The organism is Shewanella sp. SP1S2-4 (assembly GCF_031932075.1).
GTDB classification, from domain to species: domain Bacteria; phylum Pseudomonadota; class Gammaproteobacteria; order Enterobacterales; family Shewanellaceae; genus Shewanella; species Shewanella baltica.
Map to the genome: position 1 here is coordinate 56068 of NZ_JAUOET010000006.1, position 19240 is coordinate 75307.

Consider the following 19240-nt stretch of genomic DNA (forward strand, 5'->3'; position numbering starts at 1 on the left):
GAAAGTGCATATAACCTTAATGCGGCTAAGCTAGCGCAAATTCAAGCCAAATAGCCACTCTTATTCAATCAGGCATTTCATAAGGTGTGGAGTCCCACAGACTCAGCTTCCGGTGCAAACCCATTTAGCAAAAGCTGAACCTAAGCTGAACAAAAAAGATGTATCGAGTAAATATTGAGGTAAATACTAGATATATTAAAAACTTACAGCCATCATTTGAACGCATTATTTGCCAGCTGCGATGTTTGTCGCGCTATTGTTATCACGCAAATAATCCAATGAGGTTTGATGCAAGCTTAGGTTCCACGCATCAAATAACGCCCAAGGAAGATCTGCTTTGCAGACTAGATAACTACGGATACACAATGAAAAACACACTGCTCTTCGCAGCTATTAGCTTAGCTTTTGCGACTCCCGTTCTCGCCCATGACACTCATACGAGTCACCCATTAGGCAGCAACACACCCAGTAATCCACAAGCGCAACCGGCACCACGACCACCCTCGGCGCCCATTAGCCAAATAGAATCCCATAGACCGCTACTGCGGGAGACGCCATTGATGGCATCCCCAAATGAGCCAACTATGACAGAACAGACAATGACAGAACCGCCTAAGATGCATTCACGCAAGAAGCGAGAAGTATCTGAGCAACCGCCACTTAAGTTACAGAGTCGCAGCGCCGCACTGCAGAGCAATGACTGCAGTGACTTTGTCGGTAAATCGGGCCAAGCCCTAGTGGATCAATTGAGCCAATCGACACCCGAATGCGTCGGTAAGCTCTATAGCCTCAAAGGCAGTAGCGCCACCGCGCTATTTAGCGAGGCCAATGTGATCAGTGTCGCCAACGCCATTGCCGCTAAAGCCAAGGACTACACTGGGGTCGATGTTCAGCATCTTGAGTCACATATTTACTTTGTCCGCGCCGCTCTCTATGTGCAGTTTTACAGCCCAAATGATGTACCCGCTTATAGCAGCGCCGCTAAGGCCAGCTTAAAATCAGCCCTCAACGCTTTATTTGCCAACGCTGCGATTTGGACTGTCTCCGATGACAATGCTGGCGTGTTGAAAGAAGCCTTAATCCTGATTGACTCAGCCGAGCTCGGCGCCGATTTTAATCATGTCACCATTAAAGTGCTAACGGACTACGACGCTAACTGGCAAGCCAGTTTCGCCATGAACGCCGCAGCCAACTCAGTGTTTACCACCTTATTCCGCGCCCAGTGGAATGAGGACATGCAGGCGCTGTTCGCTCGTGACCAAGGTATTTTAGATGCGCTGAATAACTTCCAACTCGAACATCGCGACTTGTTAGGTACCAATGCAGAGTATCTGTTAGTTAACTCAGTCAAAGAGTTATCTAGACTGTATTACATTGATGCCATGCGCCCGCGAGTGACTCAGCTGGTTAAAAATATCCTCAGCAGCACCAGCAAAACCGAACCGAGTAAAGTGCTTTGGTACGCGGCGGCAGAAATGGCCGACTATTACGATCGCAGCCATTGTAACGATTACAATATCTGTGGTTTTAAGGCGCAGTTAGAAGCCGATGCCTTACCTTTTAATTGGAAATGCTCCGACAGTCTCAAGATCCGCGCCCAAGATCTCTATCAAGATCAAGCCAAATGGGCCTGTGATGTGCTGACCAGTCAAGAGAGCTATTTCCACAGTAAGCTCGAAACAGGCATGCAACCCGTAGGGCAAGATAACAACGATGACTTAGAGTTAGTGATCTTTGGCAGTTCGTCTGAGTATAAATCCTTAGCCAACAGTATCTTTGGCATCAATACCGACAACGGCGGCATGTACCTTGAAGGCTCGCCCGCCGGACTCAAAAATCAGGCGCGTTTTATCGCCTATGAAGCCGAATGGCGCACGCCGGATTTCCATGTCTGGAACCTGCAACACGAATATGTGCACTACCTCGACGGGCGCTATAACCTATTTGGTGACTTTAGTCGCGGCACTTCGGCCAATACTATTTGGTGGATTGAAGGCCTAGCGGAATATATTTCTTACCGTGACGCCAATACCGCGGCCATTGCCATGGGCGAAACCGGTGAGTTTATGTTGTCGACCATATTCAAAAACAACTATGAATCGGGCCAAGACCGTATCTACCGTTGGGGTTATCTGGCGGTGCGCTTTATGTTTGAGCATCACAGGGACGATGTAAGACAGATTCTCGCCTACCTACGTAACGATCAATACGCGGAATATCAAACCTTTATGGATGGTATCGGCACACGTTACGACAACGAGTGGCAAGGTTGGCTCGCCAGCGGCTTGAGCACGGCTGACGATGGCATTGTCGATAAAGGCCCAAGTGATGTCGATGCTGAGCCCAGTGGCCGAGAAGGTAACTGGACAGGACCTGCGGGCACTATCAGTAAGGATTACTCGCCTTGCCAAGTGACGAACGAAGCCTACCGTTACACTGAATCGGCCAGCCTGAAAATCGATGTGCCGATGGAATGTATTGATTCTAAACTCGGCCGCGCCAGTTTCAGCTTCACTAATACCGATCGCTCGGCCCAAGATCTTTGGATCAAGATTGGCGGCGGTTGGGGTGATGCCGACATTTATTTCAATTCTAAAGGTTGGGCAAGCCCAGAGCAAAACCAAGGCGCGGGGATCGGCAACGGTAACTATCAAGTCATTAAAGTGCAGTTAAACCCTGACGAATATTGGCATTACATTACCTTGTCGGGAGATTTTGGCGGCGTTGATATGCAAGTTAGCACCACTGAGCTGTTCGCTGATGTTGATCCCGATCTGGGAGATGGCGGCGTGGATCCTGAGCCACCAGCAAATTGCGGTGCAGTAACCTTAGACTATGGCCAGCTCACACTGGGCAAAAACGAGTGTATCAGTGGTGGACGCAACAGCTTCTACTTCTGGGTTGAGGAAGATAATACTCAGTTCACCGTCACCACTAAGGGCGGCGCTGGGGATGCCAATCTCTACTTCAATGCCAGTCAGTGGGCCGACGCCGATAATGCCGATGCCAAGAGCACTCAAGTGGGTAATCAAGAGTCGCTAAGTTTTAGTGCCAATCGCGGCTGGCGTTATATCACAGTGGACACTGCCACTGAGTTTAGCGGCGTCACTCTCACCCTCAACACAGGCGCGAACAACACACTGACGCCAGCTCAAATCGCTAATGCCTGCACGACGCAATCGCCCTTAAGTCATGGTGAGCTGAGTTCAGGCAAAGCCATCTGCACCGCCGATGGCCGCAGCGATTACTATCTTTGGGTGCCAGAAGGTACGAGTCAGTTAAGCATCAACTCGGCCCATGGCAGTGGTGATGTGAGCCTGTTTTCGGGGACAACTTGGGCCAATGCTCAACACTTCGATGCAGCGTCTGTCACGCCTGCTAACACTCAAGAAAGTATCACAGTCAATGCGCCAAACGTGGGGTGGTATTACATCACAGTGCAGAGTGAACCCCAGAGTTCAGGTGTCGCACTGCAGGTTGATTTACGCTAGTTGGCTGTCGTTGCTTAAGCCAGAACGTTTAAATCTGCTTATTTAACTCTAGCCACTTAACACTAGAGGCTTAAATCAAGCAGCTGAATAAATAGCAAAATCCCTGCCATGGCAGGGATTTTTATTGGCTAAATACTAACGAATACTCTTTTATATAAACATGAGGTTATAAGCGCAGCTGTTCGAGCACTTGCACTCTGTCCTTGGCCCTTGCTTCATAGTCATTTGAAAATCGCTCTGCAATTTCAAGGCTCTGCTGATAAAGCGTTAACGCTGTTTTCGCATCGACCGCGCCGCCCTCGCCTTTATCTAATAAGGTTGCGAGTTGGAAGTATGCATTGCCTAAAATATCCGCCTGCAAACCTTGCTTAGCACCCAGCGTCGTCACTCTTGCTAACCAGTAGCGCGCATTAACCGCATCACGATGGGTTTCCGATAACAAGATATTGGCAAATTCGGCTGCGGCATAGAGATCCCGCTCGGCGGCAATCTGCCAAAACTCCTCACCCGCAGCAAAATTATCCGCCAAATAGTAGTAATCGCTGGCCGCCGCATGGGCCAGTTCAGGCTTAGCCTTCACGCTCAGACGATAATTTTCCAGCGCGGCATTAGCATTAAAATACGGTGAATAGGGTAACACTTGATAGAAAGCCATAAGGCTGCTTGCCTCAGGCAATCCTTGGTCAACTAATTGATTTAACTGCTGCCACGCTTGCGTTTCTCTAACCTTATCCTCACCCGTATTAACGAGGCCACGCTCGATAACCGATAAAGGTAAACGGATTAGCTCAAGCTTTGCCGTGTTATCGCCAAAGCTTGCGGCGCGCTCCAGCCAATAGGTTTTTTCATCATTTCGCCCCGCGTAACCGGCTTGAGCACGCATCCAGTGCAAGGCTTCAATATCGCCCGCCTCTGCGGCTTCACGGTAATACTTTAGCGCCTTAGCCTCATCCTTAGGCAAGGCGTGCCCAAGCTCATAGATACGCGCCAATAAGCGCTTATCTTCGGCCTTGGCACTTTGAGCTAAGGTCTTGATTTGTGATTCAGGTTTACCATAGGCATACAGTTTCACATCACCGTTAGCATAAGCATATTGAGTGCCGTCGGGATACTTCACCTCCACCGTATCGGGCTGATACCAGACATCGACCTCGTAATGCTCGGCAATCTGTGGGTTGAAGTTCACCCGCATCACCGCCTCATCGCCACGCCGAACGGCCTGAGTATACGGGCTGGCCCACAGGCTAGCAGTGCGCTGCAGGCTACTCTTCAGCCGTGTCTCGAAGGGTTTGTCTTCCTCTGGATAATGAATAAAAACCGGATAGTAGACTGGGGCTAACGATAACGGCGTGGTCGCCAGCAGCGAGTTATCCGCCTCACTACCCGCACGAATGGGATCGATATTAAGTTCATGACTTAAATAAAAATCATCGTGGGGTGACACTTGAGTCGGCAACCTAGTTTGGCTGGCAGCCTTAGATGCATCTACCGAAGTGCGCTGCAACTTGGCGAGGTAATCCCGTTGCAGCGTTTTAGCTCTCTGCCACAGTGGATAGTTTGGCAGTATAGTCACATCGAGCATTAAATCCTCAAGCCGCCACTGACAATCACCGCCGCCATTTAAGGCTAAGGGCAGCAAAAAATCACTCGCTTTGCTACCACTGCTAATCACTTGCCGCAGCACTGAGGTTTCTTCGAGTGTGGCGCGATAGGGATTGGCAAGATCGCCACTGGGAAAACGGATTTCCTTGCGGGTACAAATCGAAGAGGCGTAATAACCGACCAGTTCTAATTGCGTATTGGCGGGCAACACACCGACAAACTCGAAACGCTGGCTGTCCGCCGGCGCCGTCACTTGATCGACCGGTAACTCACTGCGCAACAAGGACTGCCAAAAAGAGGCCATGACCGGAGAGGCAAACATCAGCCCAGCCGAGCAAGCCAGATACAGGGGCGCCCGATGAAAACACTGTAACAAACTCATAATGCCAGCTCTCCGTCGCTGATGAGGCCACTCGCACTCAACACTCTCTCAAATACTGCAATGATCACTCGACAAAAAAATTAAGCCAACGCGCTTAGCTATTGGCTTAAATCATAACGTATTTATAGGCAAGTTGAACCCATGGAGTGGATCTAGGCTCGATCAACCCCAACCAACCTGCGACTAAGCTTTAGCACTGCGCAGCCCAGCAAGCACATCCTTAGCTTTGAGTTCGGCCATAGCGACATAGGCCACAGGCACCACAAATAACGAGAAGAAGGTCCCCGTCATTAAGCCTCCGACTAAGACTAAGCCTATGTTGGCTAACCCTAATGAACCAGGCCCAGAAGCCAGCGCTAAGGGAATGGCACTTAAAATCATGGTTAAAGAGGTCATTAAAATCGGCCTTAAGCGCGATTTAGCACTGCTGAGCGCCGCCTCAATAGCACTCAAGCCTTGGTCCTGTTGCTTATTGGCAAACTCCACCAGTAAGATGCCGTGTTTAGTCACGAGTCCCACTAAGGTTAATAACCCTATCTGCGAGTAGATATTCACGCTCTGGCCAAACAAAGCTAAGGTCAGCAGCGCGCCAACAATACACAGGGGCACAGTCAGTAAGATAATTAAGGGATCGACGAAGCTTTCAAACTGCGCGGCCAAAATCAAATAGATAAACACCAGTGCCAGCAAAAATAACGACTGAGTCCCCGCCTGCGAATCCATTAAATCTTTCACTACCCCATTGTATTTAAAGCCTTGGGCGTCATTGAGCAGCGTTGGCAGTTGCTCGTCTAAATAGGCTTTAATTTCATTGGTGGAATAACCGGGCATAATATCTGCCGTCAGCTCGGCGCTATCAAGGCCCATAAATGTCTTAATGTTCGACTCTGCCGTAGTCTGCTTAATCGACACAAACTGCGATAACGGCAATGCTTGCCCCGATTCTGAGGTGACGTACAGCTTATTCAATACTTTGAAATCACTGAGCTTATCTAAGTTTACTTGCACTTGAATGGGATAGGTAAAGCCATCGGTGGCATGTAAGTCCGCCGCCTTGACTGAGCCAAGGAAGGTAGAAAGCGCATTCGTCACATCGCCATAACTCACCCCAGAGAGGATAATCGCATTGCGATCGATAGATAAATCGTAGCGCAGTTGATCCCTCAGTACCGAGTTACCGACGTTGTTCAGCCCTGGATAATCCTCGAGTAACTTTTGCACTTTGGCGGCGGTGTTGTTCAGCTCATCCTTATTGCGATCTAGGGTCGTTAACTCTAAGCGCAGATTATTGGCAATACTGAGATTATCCGCCGAGCGAATGCTAAAGGACATGTTGTAAGCAGAAACGCTCTCCTTCGATTTAGTCATCAAGTCGCTGATCACCTCCTCTATCCCCTCGCTGCGCTCACCCCAAGGTTTGAGCAACACATGGTTTACTGGCTCGCCCTCGATGTAAGACAAGTTCGCTCCAACGGCAGAATGCTCGTCCATCACGCCATTAAGCTCAGCATTATGGTTCAGATGATACTGGCGACCCACACCCGTTGGGCCATTGGACGCCACATCAATAAAACCAGAATCTTCCGCGGGTAAAAGTATTTTCGGCAGCTGCCAGTAGGCTATGCCCGCAAGACCGACAAGCACCACTGCCGCGCCGAGCATTAAACGCTTACGACCGAACCACTTATCCAGCTCTTTGATATACAAATCATTTAACTGCAGCAGCGCATGCTCGACTCGGCTAAACCATTTAGGCTGCTGCTCAGTGGTATTGATAAGATAGGCGCTCATCATAGGCGACAAAGTCAACGCTACCACCCCAGAGATCATCACGGCAGCGGCCAAGGTGAAGGAGAATTGCCGAAACAGATCGGCGGTTAACCCCGACATGAGTCCTATCGGCAGATACACGGCGGCGAGCGTTAAGGTCATGGCAATGATAGGGAAAATGATTTCCTGACAGCCTTTAATCGCCGCGTTAAAAGGGGTTTCACCGTTTTCGATATGGCGATAGCAGTTCTCCACCACCACAATAGCGTCGTCCACCACCAGACCTATGGCCAAAATAATCGCCAGAATAGTCAACACATTGATGCTAAAACCCAGCGCCGACATCACCGCAAACACACCGATCACACACACAGGAATGGTAATGATCGGGATCGACGCCGCCCGCAGGCTACCTAAAAATAACACCACAATTAAGGAGACTAAGATCACCGCCTCAATCAGCGCGGAAAAACCTTCGTCGATGGAAGCCTCGATAAAATCGGCCTGATTGTAGGCCAAGGTCATTTCTAACCCTTGGGGCAAATGCTGCTGCATGCGCGCAATTTCGGCCTTAATGTTCGAGGCCACTGTCACAGGGTTAGCATTACTCAAAGGTAAAATTTGCAGCGACATGGCACTGTGTCCGCCAATGGACAACAGACTCGGCGACAGGCTTTCTTCGCCCATCACCACATCGGCGACATCGGCCACACGGATGATCTTGCCCTCGCTGACCTTGATCACTAAGTCCTTCACATCTTCGAGCGTTTCAACTTGATTCAAAGGGTTGATCGAGAAATCCCGCGACTTACCTTTAATCGCCCCCGAGGTGAAGCTGGCATTGTAAGAACCTAAGGTGCCCACCACATCGGCGGCTTTAATGTTGAGCGCCTTCATCTGCTCGGGGTTGAGCCAGACTCTAACCGCCTTTTGTGAGCCGCCATAGGGGCCCCACACGGCGCCAACACCTTGCACTTGTTTGAGCTGCGGCACTAGCTGCTGGCTAATGTAGTCGTACATGGCCTGCTTTTCCATGCCACCCGCGTTCACAAAGGTAATGATATTACTGGCAGCATCGGTAGCCGAGGTATCGTCGGTGACGGTCGGTTTATCTATCATGCTCTGGGGGAAATCGTTAATCCCTTCGACGCTGCTACGCAACTTATTCATTAAGTTGGTGTATTCGATATCGCTGGTATCGTCATTGAATTTAATGGTTAACGAGCAGCGACCTTCGCTACAGTCGGTCGACATAGTATCGACCTTGTCTATGCCCGAAGCCGCCGCAATTAACTTATCGGCCACATTGCTCGACATAAAATCGGCGCTCGCCCCTGCAATCGATGCATTCACAGATGCCGAGTGGGTGGTGTGCTCAGGAAAATATCGGATATCGAGTTTTTGAAAGGCAATCAAGCCCAGTAACACTGCCATGATGCTGAGCACGGAGGCGAAGATAGGATGGCGAATACAGACTTCGGGTAAACGCATTATTCGGCCCCCTCAGTGCTGGGCTCAGCGCTTAGCGCTACGGCCGCACCAGAGTTAGCACTGGAGACAGTGGCTTTATCTGCCGCGCTTTTGTCCTGAATGACTTTGATCTTGCTATCGGCCTTGAGGTTTTGCATACCCGTTTTAACCACGAGATCGCCTTCGGCTAAACCCTCGGTTACAACCGCATAGCCATCATTAGTGTTTTGCGCGAGTTTAACCACTTGTTTTACGGCGCTATCGCCGCGCACTAACCAGACAAAGCGTTCGTCATTATTGGCGATAATTGAATTTTGCGGCACTAATAAGTGTTTAATATCATTGCTGTAGAATTGCTTAATATTGGCGAACATACCGGGCGCCAGTTTGAACTCAGGGTTATCGAGGGCGGCGTGTACCTCAACTCGTCCTGAACTTTCATCCACCGCAGGGGCCACATAGTTAACTAACCCATTGAACACCTTATTACCATAGGCTTCAACGGTGACATTCACCTTCTGGCCTTTTTGTGCCTTACCTAAATCCTTCTGGCTAATGGCATAATGGACTTCGACCGGATTTAAACTATAGAGGGTGACTAAGGCGGTACCTGCGCCAATTTGGCTACCAATGGACTGGCTAAAGCTTGTTAGCTGACCGTCGAAGGGGGCTTTGATCAAGTAGTCGTTCATGGTTGCTTGTTTCTGACGAAAATCGGCATCAGCCAGATTCACATTTTCCCGCAGTTCATCCACATCTTGCTTGGAGAGTGCAAATGGCTCTTTGATTAACAGGTCTTCAATCCGTTCAAGCTTTGTTTTTGCCAGTGCTAAGGTGCTTTTGGCCTTGTCTAAATCTGCCTTGGCCTTAGTGTTATCTTGCTCGGCAATCACTTGACCCTTCGTCACTTTGTCGCCGTTACTAAAATGGATAGCACTGATTTTTTCACTGGCATTAAAGTTGAGGATCGCCGAGTCGATGGCGTTAATTTTACCGACTTCGTTGACCACATCGGCAAAGGCAGTTTCTTGAATGGCCTCAACCGTCACAGGGATAACGTCGATCTTATCCGCCGCTGATACAGCTATAGGGGTTAAGGTGAAAAGACTCGCCAGTAGAAACGTCAAAGGCGCGATTAAGGGCGCCTTTGGGAGATGATGGGGGCTTTTTAATGAAATATCGCATGCACTGCGTGCTCGTTCAGTCACTCTTTGTATAAACATCGTTTGTGTAAACAGCGTTCGTGTAAACATAGTATGCAAACCTATTGTTCTTACTATTCAACGGACATCCTATCCGACAACAGCAAACCGGATTGAACCCAAGACTAATACCCAGTCCTCCAAAGTGCTTATTCAGCAATTTGAGGTTATTTGGGTATACAGCCTATAGACATAATCCCTGTCAGTGCCAGTAAAAATACTGTTACACATTCAAACAAAACAATGAGTTAACGAAAAACCTAATCGACAAAACTTAAATCACACAAAATCACACAAACCACAACAAACTAGAAACAGATGTAAAATCAGCCTGTTAGCAAGCCACTATTTGCCTTTTAACAGGGCTTCGATGGCCTTTTTCACCTCTGCAAAACAGGGGCGCTGAGTCACATCTAACTGCATGCACTCATCCTTAATCGCACTCAACTTTCTATAGTGTTCAGGGCCAATCGAGGCACTCACATAGGCTGATGCATCCACATAGGCCAACAAATCTTCAATCAAGCAGCCCAGCGCGCGCACTTCAATCGCTTCCATTGCCAAGCGCTCTACTGTAGACAGATTGCGTAAATTGGATGCCGCACCAAAATCACCAAACAACAGGTTTATCTGTTGATTAACCATAATGTTATGGGCGTAGACATCGCCATGGCTCACTTGCTTAGCGTGCATGTGCGCCATCGCATCGGCGAGTTGGAATGCCATCATTGCCACCTCATCAAGGCTGAACTGGGTATCGGCATGGAAAGTATCGCGGGTGCAACTTGCTAAGCTTGGCGGTAAGCCTAAATTGCTAAACCCTGGCGGGATAAGCTCCATCACTAAGCCCAATTGATCTTTTTGGCTGATGTGCGCGACCACCTTGATAAGGCTCGGATGATCTCCCGTTGTTAGGCAGCAATCTAACTCGTCGGCGGGATAACCATCGCTGGTCACTTCCCCCTTAAAGAGTTTTACCGCAATCTGCGATGAACCCGTCATGGCGACCATGGCTTGATTCAACCAATCACCTCGATAAATTATCCCTGAGGCGCCTTCACCCAGTTTTTCAGCCAACTTAATATCATGCAGAGTCACATTCGCCACTGTGGCCACATCGGCATGGGGATCGACTAAGGTATGGCTGAACGGATTACCCGCAAAAGCGAGCCAAGTTAACTTAGGCAAACCCAGTAGCCAAGCTGGCAGCGCTTGCAGTTGATTGGCCGATAGGCGCACTAATTCTAAGTTACGGCAATTGGCCATCGACTCGGGCAAAGCCGTTAATCGATTGCCCGCCAAGGCTAATTTTTGTAGACGAGGTAAATCGCCCATAGCCGCAGGCAAGGTTTCGATTTGGTTATCGGTAAGAATGAGCCAGCGAGTTTGCAGCGGTAACGCGGCGGCAGTCACAGTACGGATTTGATTCGCCTTAAAGCCAATCATCTCTAAACTTTCACAGCGTCCTAATGCCTCGGGTAAATGCTCGAAGCGGTTATTAGAAGCAAAGATGATCTTTAAACGCGATAATCGGTACAGGTCCTCGGGCAAAGTATTCAATTGATTATTCGATAAATCGAGGATTTCGAGGGTATCGGCTAAGTCAAAAATCTCCCGCGGAAACTCGGTTAACTCCTCGACCAATTGTAAACGCGTGATCCCTTGTAACTGCCCTGCTCTTAACTGCGCTAACGTCTGCACTTTGCTACCCAAGTCAATGAAAAATCGCCGCTATGGTAGCGCATTAATAGCTAAAGCTAAACGCAAGATATCCAGCCAAAGGGCAGCACAATCGGCGTTAAGCTGGCGTTAGGCGGGCGCTGCAAATAGGGGGAAACCGTGGGGGAGCTATCCAGAAACGCGAAAACAGATTAGCATGTGCACCAATATGGAATGCCCAGTTAACTCATCACAGGACAATCATGCGGAAACATTTTCGCCAAACGCACTCTTTTACAGTGCTAGTGCTGGCCATGTTCGTGGCCCAATTGAGCGGTTGCGCGACCACGTCGGCAAGCCCATCAACCACAGAATTCAATGCCCCAGCAAATGATGTGAGTAACGCTAACGAGCACTCGCCACAACACCAGCAGCACACGCCACCCGCTGTGGTTGAGCAGTACAGCGACGTTTGGGAAAAGATCCAACACGCCAACACCATTGACGTACATGACGATGCCGAAGTGCGCAAACAGCGTAACTTTTTCGATGATAAACAGAAATTTATGAACCAAGTCGGCGAACGCGCCGAACCCTTTTTGTATTACATCGTCAGCCAGCTCGAAGCTCGTAATATGCCATTAGAATTGGCGTTATTACCCATAGTCGAAAGTGGTTACAATCCACTGGCACAGGCAAACGGCCCAGCTGGACTGTGGCAGATGATCCCCGCCACTGGGCGTAATTTTGGCTTAACGGTTAACTCAGCCTACGACGGTCGCAAAGATGCACTGGCCTCAACCGATGCCGTGCTCGACTATCTACAGCATTTGTACGACACCTTAGACAAAGACTGGATCAACGCTGTCGCCGCCTACAATACCGGTGAATTGGTGATTAAAGCCGCCATCGACAAGAACAAAGCCAAGGGTAAACCGACGGACTTTTGGTCGCTGGGCATTCCGGCGAAACGCGTACAAACTGTGCCTAAGTGGTTAGCGTTTATTCAAATTATTCGCGCCCCTAATCATTACAATCTAAAAGTGCGACCGATAGCTAACCGCCCTTTCTTAGATAGAGTACCTGCACCCAATGGCGTGGATATCGGCCAAATCGCCAATGCGGCTGGGCTGAGCAAGGCAGAATTTAAAACCTATAACCCTGGCTTTCGCCAAGGCGTGATCCCGAGCAAAGGCAAATATCAAATCGCCTTACCGCTGGAAAACATAGGTCAATATCAAGAAAATCACGACAAACTCTACGCCCAAAAACGCTATGACAGCCAAAGCTACATAGTTAAATCCGGCGACAGCCTAGGCACAATCGCGGCTAAGTTTGATACGTCAGTCAAAGCATTAAAACAGGCTAATAATCTAACCTCTGACCGTCTCAAAGTCGGCCAAGAGCTCACACTATTAACGCCAATGGCGGCCAATGACAATGCGCCTGAACCCGCTAAAGCCAACACTAAGGCCGATAGCAAAGTCAGCAACAAGTCATCGACTAAAGCAAATGCCAGTGGCACTAAAGCCACCAGCTCAAAATCGGCCGACAAGCCTGCGGTAAAAGCGAAAACCTACAAGGTGAAATCCGGCGATTCACTGGATAAAATCGCCCGTAAGAATAAGGTCAAACTGGCTGATTTAATGAAGTGGAACCAGCTCAATGGCAAGAGCATTATTATGCCAGGCCAAGAACTGAAAATCAGCGAATAACGCTTACGGCGTTAACAGCAAAAAGCCCAACAAAGCGCGAATTAAAAACGCTGTGTTGGGCTTTTTGCTGTCCCAGTGTCAGAGTTAACCATCACTTAAACATTGCTACTCAGTTGACCTCACATTGACTTCCAGATAATCATTCCAAAACAAACCACTCCAAAACGAACCACTCCAAATGCAGCGCCGTTATTTTGTGTCCTTCTTCGCTAAACCGAGGGGATATAATTGCTGCTTAAACATGCCAACAGGCATGTAATCGCCAACGACACCATATCGCTCAGGCCACTCTTTCTGACCTCGAACGGCGGTTCCAAATAAGTAATCTAAAAATGAAAAGTGGGCAGCATAGTTACGATCGATGGCCGCCTTATCGGAAGCATGATGCCAATGGTGAAACTGCGGGCTGACGATCAAGTAACGTAACCAACCGAAGTTAACTTGGACATTGGCATGATTAAAGACCGCCTGCACGCCAACGATAATCACATAAATACTGATGATGTCTTTAGAGAATCCTAAGATAAAAATCGGCGTGAGCACTAAACAACGGGTAGCAATCAACTCAAACATATGTTGCCGAGATCCCGCCAACCAATCTAAATGCTTGGCGCTATGGTGCACTGAATGGAAGCGCCACAGGAAAGGAATTTCATGATAAGCGCGATGCGCCGCATATTGCATTAAATCGGCGACCAATAGAATCAACAGCAGTTGCAACACAAAGGGCAGACCTGCGATAAAGCTTTGCACTGTGCTGGAAATAGCCCAAGAAAAGGTCGACTGCACAAATTGATTCGTCACCAATAATACAAATCCAATCGCTAAATGATTCACCAAAAAATGATTTAAATCCCCTTGCCATTCGGGTCTCAATATTGGCTGTTCAGGTTTATGGGGTAGCCATTTTTCGATAAAAATAAAAATTAAGGTTGAACCTAATAAGTCTAAAATAAACCAATCTAACCCCAGTGAGACCTTATGATTGGCAAAAGGCTCGACCTCGACTTGATGACCACCAAAGGCAATCGCCAAGCTCACAAATACCCAAGCGACAAAGCCAAATCGTTTATTTTTATTTCGAATAAAATTTAATAAACCTAAGCTGCCCGACACCACTAAGGCGACAAATATCAAACTGCGAATAATATCGACGTTATAACTTTGGCGTAATTCGGGGGTAGTCAGGTATTCAGGGAAATGAAACGCCAATACACCTAAAAACGATAATATGGCTAACATGCACGCTATGGTGCCGCTAATACTGCCTTCACCAATTTGGAAATGGCCGTCTTTAAATCCTTTGCTAATCACAGTGAACTCCTTTTCCTATGCTGCTCGCGTTATCCACACAACCACCACTCAGCTTAATTTTGCCGATTAGCCTACATTAACCCCACTGCCACAATCAATAAAAAGCGCTACCTAAGTAGCGCTCTTGTATTAGCTAAGTTCACTCACCTTAACGGTTAGAGCTTAATCAAGTTATAACCAAAGCTAGTGGCAGCATCTTTATTCAGCACCATAGTGACATTATCTTCATTGCTGAAATCCATTAAATCGGAGGCATAGACAATGGTTTTAGTGCCGTTTTCGACTGCGATGACTTTAATAGAATATTCGCCTGCAGGTACAGTCACTGACTGAGGGCTAGCTGGGTTGACCGCAGTGATTTTATTTACCGCAGTTTCAATCGTGTCATTTGCTTTTAAGAAATATACAGTGAGATTACTTTTATCGGCAAAACTCACGATGTCAAACTTAAAGCTATAGGGACTTGGAGTCTGAGTTTGCTTCATCTCCATCGCCTTCACTTGGCTGCCCTGCTCTGTCGCCTGCTCGTAAATGAAGATGGTTTTAATATCATCTTGATTAAGGGTGATCAGCACATTGTCGAGTAATTTAGCTTGGCTAGTATGGTCAAGTACGCTCACACCAAAGTCATTAAACTCGGCGCCTTGGTAAGCTGTTACGCCGAAGGGGGCCACATTGCTAAATAGCGCTTCTTGCTTACTACTCACCACTTTCACATCGACATTATGTGCAGCCAAGCCGTTAAATACTCTAAAGTCTACACTGCTTTCGAGGGCGACATGGTTACGCACATTGGTGGTTGAGTCGACGCTGTCTAAACTGATTTTAGCAGCTGAAGCGCCAAAGCTTTCCCTTAAAATCAACTTATAAGGCACCTTGGTTTTAAAGTTAATGCTTGCCGTGGTGTAGCTGATATTGGTCGTACCCGCCGCAGTCAGATAAATTTTATAGTCGCCTGTATCTAAAATCTGTGGTGTTGAAACCTCACCATAGGAGACACTGCCTAGCATCACTGCATCGGCAAAGCCTTTATCCGCTTTGGCAATATAGGCATCGTAGGCAGGTGCATCAGTCGCAGTGTGTGCAATCAATAATTGCATCTTGCTCTTGTCCGCTTCGGCATTTTGTTTATCGAGCTCGGTACGCGAGTAATTAATATTCAAAAGGGCTGGCGAGGCAAAATCCCCATGCAATACAAAGAAATGGTCGGTTGCCGTTTTTAAATCGATATTCTCTTTGTAGAGTGAAATATCTTTATTTGCCGCATCCTTACCCATCACCTCTACCTCACTCACACCGGGGGTAGATGTAAATCGTGGCATCGCATCTGCGTAGCTCACGCTTTCATAGGTTTTATCGCCAATCTTCAGCGCGGTAGCAGTGCTCCCCACTGTCGCATTATAGAATTGCACATAAGTATCAGTTTTAGAGGTATCCTCATCCTTGTCATTATCAGAACCACCGCAAGCGGTCACGCCTAAACAGGCGAAGGTCAAAACCGCGAATCCCTTTAGCTTACTTTTTATCATTGTTTCCCTCATTAGCAGACAAAAATTCAGTTCAGTCTACGCATTTATACAATGACAACAATGGCAATTTCCACTAAAAACAAAAACAAATATTTCACAAACTCAAACACTTAACAAACATTTCAATAACACGCCAAATACTGATACAAACGCCACTTTTCAGGCCCTTAATTGATACAAATGCGATTGCTGATACCTTAGTTCACATCTACAAAAACGCTTCCACTCCAGAACAATAAGGCTGGCATATCGAATACCTCTCTTTTAGGCTATTGCGACCATGGAGAAATCATCCACAGTTGGTGCAAACCTTGTTCGACTTATGCGATTGAGTTACTCTCGCACCGCCAATTAAGCCTTTGGGATGGATAGGGTTTGCAAGGGATTCTTAACTACTATAAACAGTGTTTTCAACACGATAGTGCTGAAATTAACCTTTGGTCTAGCCACAAACTTGCTGAGCAAGAAAAGCTATTACTCCAAGGAGAAGACGAGTTAAGCAGTGGCTTTCTGCCTCGCTTGCCGGTGCCATTTGCTCCTGCCTCCGCATTAATGGCGCGTAGTGCCTTGTATCTACGTGAAAAAGTACTATTGCACTGTTGTTTATTTTTCTGCGGCACAGTCGAACTTAATGGCGAAAAACGTAAAGTCGTCACGCCACTGCTGTACCGTGAATGCCAGTTACAGGCCGATGGCGATAACATTTACCTCGAATCTAATAACAGCTTCTCTGGCGGCGGGCCATTCACCATCAATGAAGCACTATTAGAAAAATTAGTCGTTGAAGGACACAGCTTAAGTCAAGAGTTACGCGATAATCCAACGGATGTCAGTGGCTGGATAGCTTGGCTGCGGGCGGGCCAAGCCGATGTTGATACCAGTCATTTATTGCATTTTCCCAAGCTGATCGATGAGACTGAATTCACTGGCTTATGCCGTAAACGTGGGCGGTTTATGGTTAGTCGCAGCCAAATTATTCTTGCAGAGCGTTCGCAGGCAAGTCGCGGCATATTGCACGAACTCGACAATCTCATCACAGCGCCTTCACACTCTGCGCCGCTTCAAGCGCTGTTTAGGCAAGTGCCAACTCGAGATCCACTTAGTCACAATGTCGATACCCAAGAGCATTACCTTCCTGGGCTATTAAGCCGCGCGCAAATTCAAGCCTTAAAGGTGGCGGCCAATCAAACTTTGGGGCAAATATCGGGTCCACCGGGAACGGGTAAAAGTTACACCATAGCCACAGTGGCGGCGGAGCAGGTATTAAGGGGTAAATCTGTCCTCATCGTCGCCCACACCGATGTTGCCGTTGATGTGATTGCCGATAAGTTGCAGCAACAATTCCAGCTTGGGAGCAGCCTTATTCGCGCCGGCTCGCCGCAATTTATTAAAGTCCTTAAAAACCAGATAGATGAAATGCTGCATGGTCAGCATCCTGCGACTGCTGAAACCCTCTCGGATATCCTACTACTCAATGCAAAACAGCAACTTAATACTGTGACTCGCGAGCAAACCAAAATGGAAGCCGGTTTTATTCACCATTGCCGACACGCCATACGTCGCGGCCAAAAACTGGCGACCTTACAACAAGGACAATCGCGCTGGCGCTTAGGATTTTACAACTGGGCTTACCGTGCCGGGATCAAACAGTTTGCTCAGCAATGGGATGTGCTCGATAAATTAACCGCCCTCATCGCCCAAAAAGAAGACTTAAGCCTCAAATACTTACAATTGGCCACTCACTATCGATTAAACCAATTACTCAAACATAAGCGCAGTACACTGGTGAGTTTTGCCAGTGCACTTCGCGCTCGGCAGTCCGCTAAGCAACTCGACGGTTTCTACAAAACGGATTTTGATGCCTTAAAGCAAACCTTTCCCATTTGGTTATCTAGCCTTGCCAGCTTGCATAAAGTGCTGCCCATGGAGCAGCAAATGTTTGATCTAGTGATTATTGATGAAGCCACCCAAGCCAATATTGCCGCCTGTTTACCGGCCTTACAGCGGGCAAAAGCGGCACTGGTGGTGGGCGACAGTAAACAGCTGCGCCATTTCTCGTTTTTATCCCGCGCAAAGCAAACCCAAATCCAGACCCAACTCGGACTTGCTGCGGATTGCCGCGGCCTAATGAGCTACCGTGATGCCAGTATGCTCGACTTAGTATCACAATCCCTTGCGAGCCAATCCCAAGTGGTATTTTTAAATGAGCATTTTCGGAGTAAACCTGAGCTGATCCAATTTAGTAATCAGCAGTTTTATCAAGGCATGCTGAAAATTATGCAGCACAGACCCTGCACGAGTTCAGGACACTTACATAGAATACAAGTGACAGGCGCGCGGGATAGCAAGGGAGTTAACAGACTAGAAGCGGAGGCATTAATTCAAAAGTTATCACAACTGATTGATGACCAAATGAATACATTAGTGCCCGCCAGCATTGGTGTGCTCTCCTGTTTTCGCAATCAAACTGAGTATTTATCCCAGCAGATCCTCGCACGCTTTAGCGCACAACAAATAGAACGTCATCAATTGAGGATTGCCACGCCCTTTGGTTTTCAAGGGGAAGAGCGCGATATCATGCTGCTGTCGTTTAGCATTACGGCCAACGACAGCCGCGCCGCCGTGTATTTAAATCGAGCCGATATGTTCAATGTCGCCATCACCCGCGCTAAACAAATGCAGTGGCTATTTTTATCGGTACAAGCGCATGAGCTCCCCAACAATAATTTACTGGCAACTTACTTAACATCGGCGGGCCAATTTCAAGCGGCGCACAATTATGTCGATGCCCTCGATAGCTTCGGCCAGTCGGTGGCACTCGCGATTGAAGCAAAAGGCATAACAGTCTGGCGCGCCTACCATATGGCGGGGCTAGAACTGGACATTCTGTGCCGCTATGGTAACCAATATTTAGCAATAGATTTAATCGGTTACCCAGGGCCATGGGCGGACTTTTTCGATATTGAACTGTATAAACTGTTACAGCGCGCCGGGATTAAACTTATCCCCGTCAGTTATGGGCTATGGTGCCAACAGCAAGAATTGTGTATCCAATATATTTGCCAGCAATTGGGTATTCCCCAACAAAGTGAAAGCAGTAAATAGA

Annotated in this window: 9 protein-coding genes; 3 read left to right on the top strand and 6 right to left on the bottom strand. The window is 47.9% G+C overall.

Features of this window, described 5'->3' with window-relative positions; translation table 11 throughout:
• Positions 1-365 precede the first annotated feature (365 nt).
• Positions 366-3491, top strand: a complete 3126-nt coding sequence (locus Q4Q52_RS08380) for a M9 family metallopeptidase (protein ID WP_311990348.1) — start codon at positions 366-368, stop codon at positions 3489-3491.
• Positions 3492-3657: 166 nt separating this feature from the next.
• Here Q4Q52_RS08380 and Q4Q52_RS08385 read toward each other — a convergent pair whose 3' ends face one another.
• The 4 genes from Q4Q52_RS08385 to Q4Q52_RS08400 all read right to left on the bottom strand — a co-directional run bounded on the left by Q4Q52_RS08385 (position 3658) and on the right by Q4Q52_RS08400 (position 11618).
• Positions 3658-5475, bottom strand: a complete 1818-nt coding sequence (locus Q4Q52_RS08385) for a sel1 repeat family protein (RefSeq protein WP_311990349.1) — start codon at positions 5473-5475, stop codon at positions 3658-3660.
• Between the two features lie 183 nt (positions 5476-5658).
• Positions 5659-8736 carry an efflux RND transporter permease subunit gene (locus Q4Q52_RS08390; RefSeq protein ID WP_311990350.1) on the bottom strand — a complete coding sequence of 1026 codons (3078 nt, stop codon included), beginning with the start codon at positions 8734-8736 and terminating at the stop codon, positions 5659-5661.
• Positions 8736-9968: an efflux RND transporter periplasmic adaptor subunit gene (locus tag Q4Q52_RS08395; protein WP_311891436.1), complete on the bottom strand. Its 1233-nt coding sequence runs from the start codon at positions 9966-9968 to the stop codon at positions 8736-8738. Before Q4Q52_RS08395 ends, Q4Q52_RS08390 begins: the two co-directional genes overlap by 1 nt.
• A 294-nt stretch (positions 9969-10262) precedes the next feature.
• On the bottom strand, positions 10263-11618 hold the full coding sequence (locus tag Q4Q52_RS08400; RefSeq protein ID WP_311990351.1) for a leucine-rich repeat-containing protein kinase family protein: 1356 nt from the start codon (positions 11616-11618) through the stop codon (positions 10263-10265).
• A 221-nt stretch (positions 11619-11839) separates the two neighbouring features.
• Here Q4Q52_RS08400 and Q4Q52_RS08405 point away from each other — a divergent pair, with 221 nt between their 5' ends.
• Positions 11840-13291 carry a LysM peptidoglycan-binding domain-containing protein gene (locus Q4Q52_RS08405; protein ID WP_311990352.1) on the top strand — a complete coding sequence of 484 codons (1452 nt, stop codon included), beginning with the start codon at positions 11840-11842 and terminating at the stop codon, positions 13289-13291.
• A gap of 189 nt (positions 13292-13480) precedes the next feature.
• Here the strand turns inward: Q4Q52_RS08405 and Q4Q52_RS08410 are convergent, their stop codons facing one another.
• Both Q4Q52_RS08410 and Q4Q52_RS08415 read right to left on the bottom strand, forming a co-directional pair.
• Positions 13481-14602 (bottom strand): sterol desaturase family protein, encoded by a 1122-nt coding sequence (locus Q4Q52_RS08410; RefSeq protein ID WP_311990418.1) that lies wholly within the window; start codon positions 14600-14602, stop codon positions 13481-13483.
• A gap of 158 nt (positions 14603-14760) precedes the next feature.
• Positions 14761-16134 (bottom strand): DUF4397 domain-containing protein, encoded by a 1374-nt coding sequence (locus Q4Q52_RS08415; protein WP_311990353.1) that lies wholly within the window; start codon positions 16132-16134, stop codon positions 14761-14763.
• Positions 16135-16509: 375 nt separating this feature from the next.
• Between Q4Q52_RS08415 and Q4Q52_RS08420 the strand changes: the two genes are divergently transcribed.
• Positions 16510-19239, top strand: a complete 2730-nt coding sequence (locus Q4Q52_RS08420; protein WP_311990354.1) for a DEAD/DEAH box helicase — start codon at positions 16510-16512, stop codon at positions 19237-19239.
• The last annotated feature ends 1 nt before the right edge of the window (position 19240 follow it).

Bases quoted from the DNA above. Each gene is read 5' to 3' on its own strand.
- Q4Q52_RS08405 (WP_311990352.1), top strand. From the start codon at position 11,840: ATGCGGAAACATTTTCGCCAAACGCACTCTTTTACAGTGCTAGTGCTG.
- Q4Q52_RS08385 (WP_311990349.1), bottom strand. From the start codon at position 5,475: ATGAGTTTGTTACAGTGTTTTCATCGGGCGCCCCTGTATCTGGCTTGC.
- Q4Q52_RS08395 (WP_311891436.1), bottom strand. From the start codon at position 9,968: ATGTTTACACGAACGCTGTTTACACAAACGATGTTTATACAAAGAGTG.
- Q4Q52_RS08415 (WP_311990353.1), bottom strand. From the start codon at position 16,134: ATGATAAAAAGTAAGCTAAAGGGATTCGCGGTTTTGACCTTCGCCTGT.
- Q4Q52_RS08380 (WP_311990348.1), top strand. From the start codon at position 366: ATGAAAAACACACTGCTCTTCGCAGCTATTAGCTTAGCTTTTGCGACT.
- Q4Q52_RS08390 (WP_311990350.1), bottom strand. From the start codon at position 8,736: ATGCGTTTACCCGAAGTCTGTATTCGCCATCCTATCTTCGCCTCCGTG.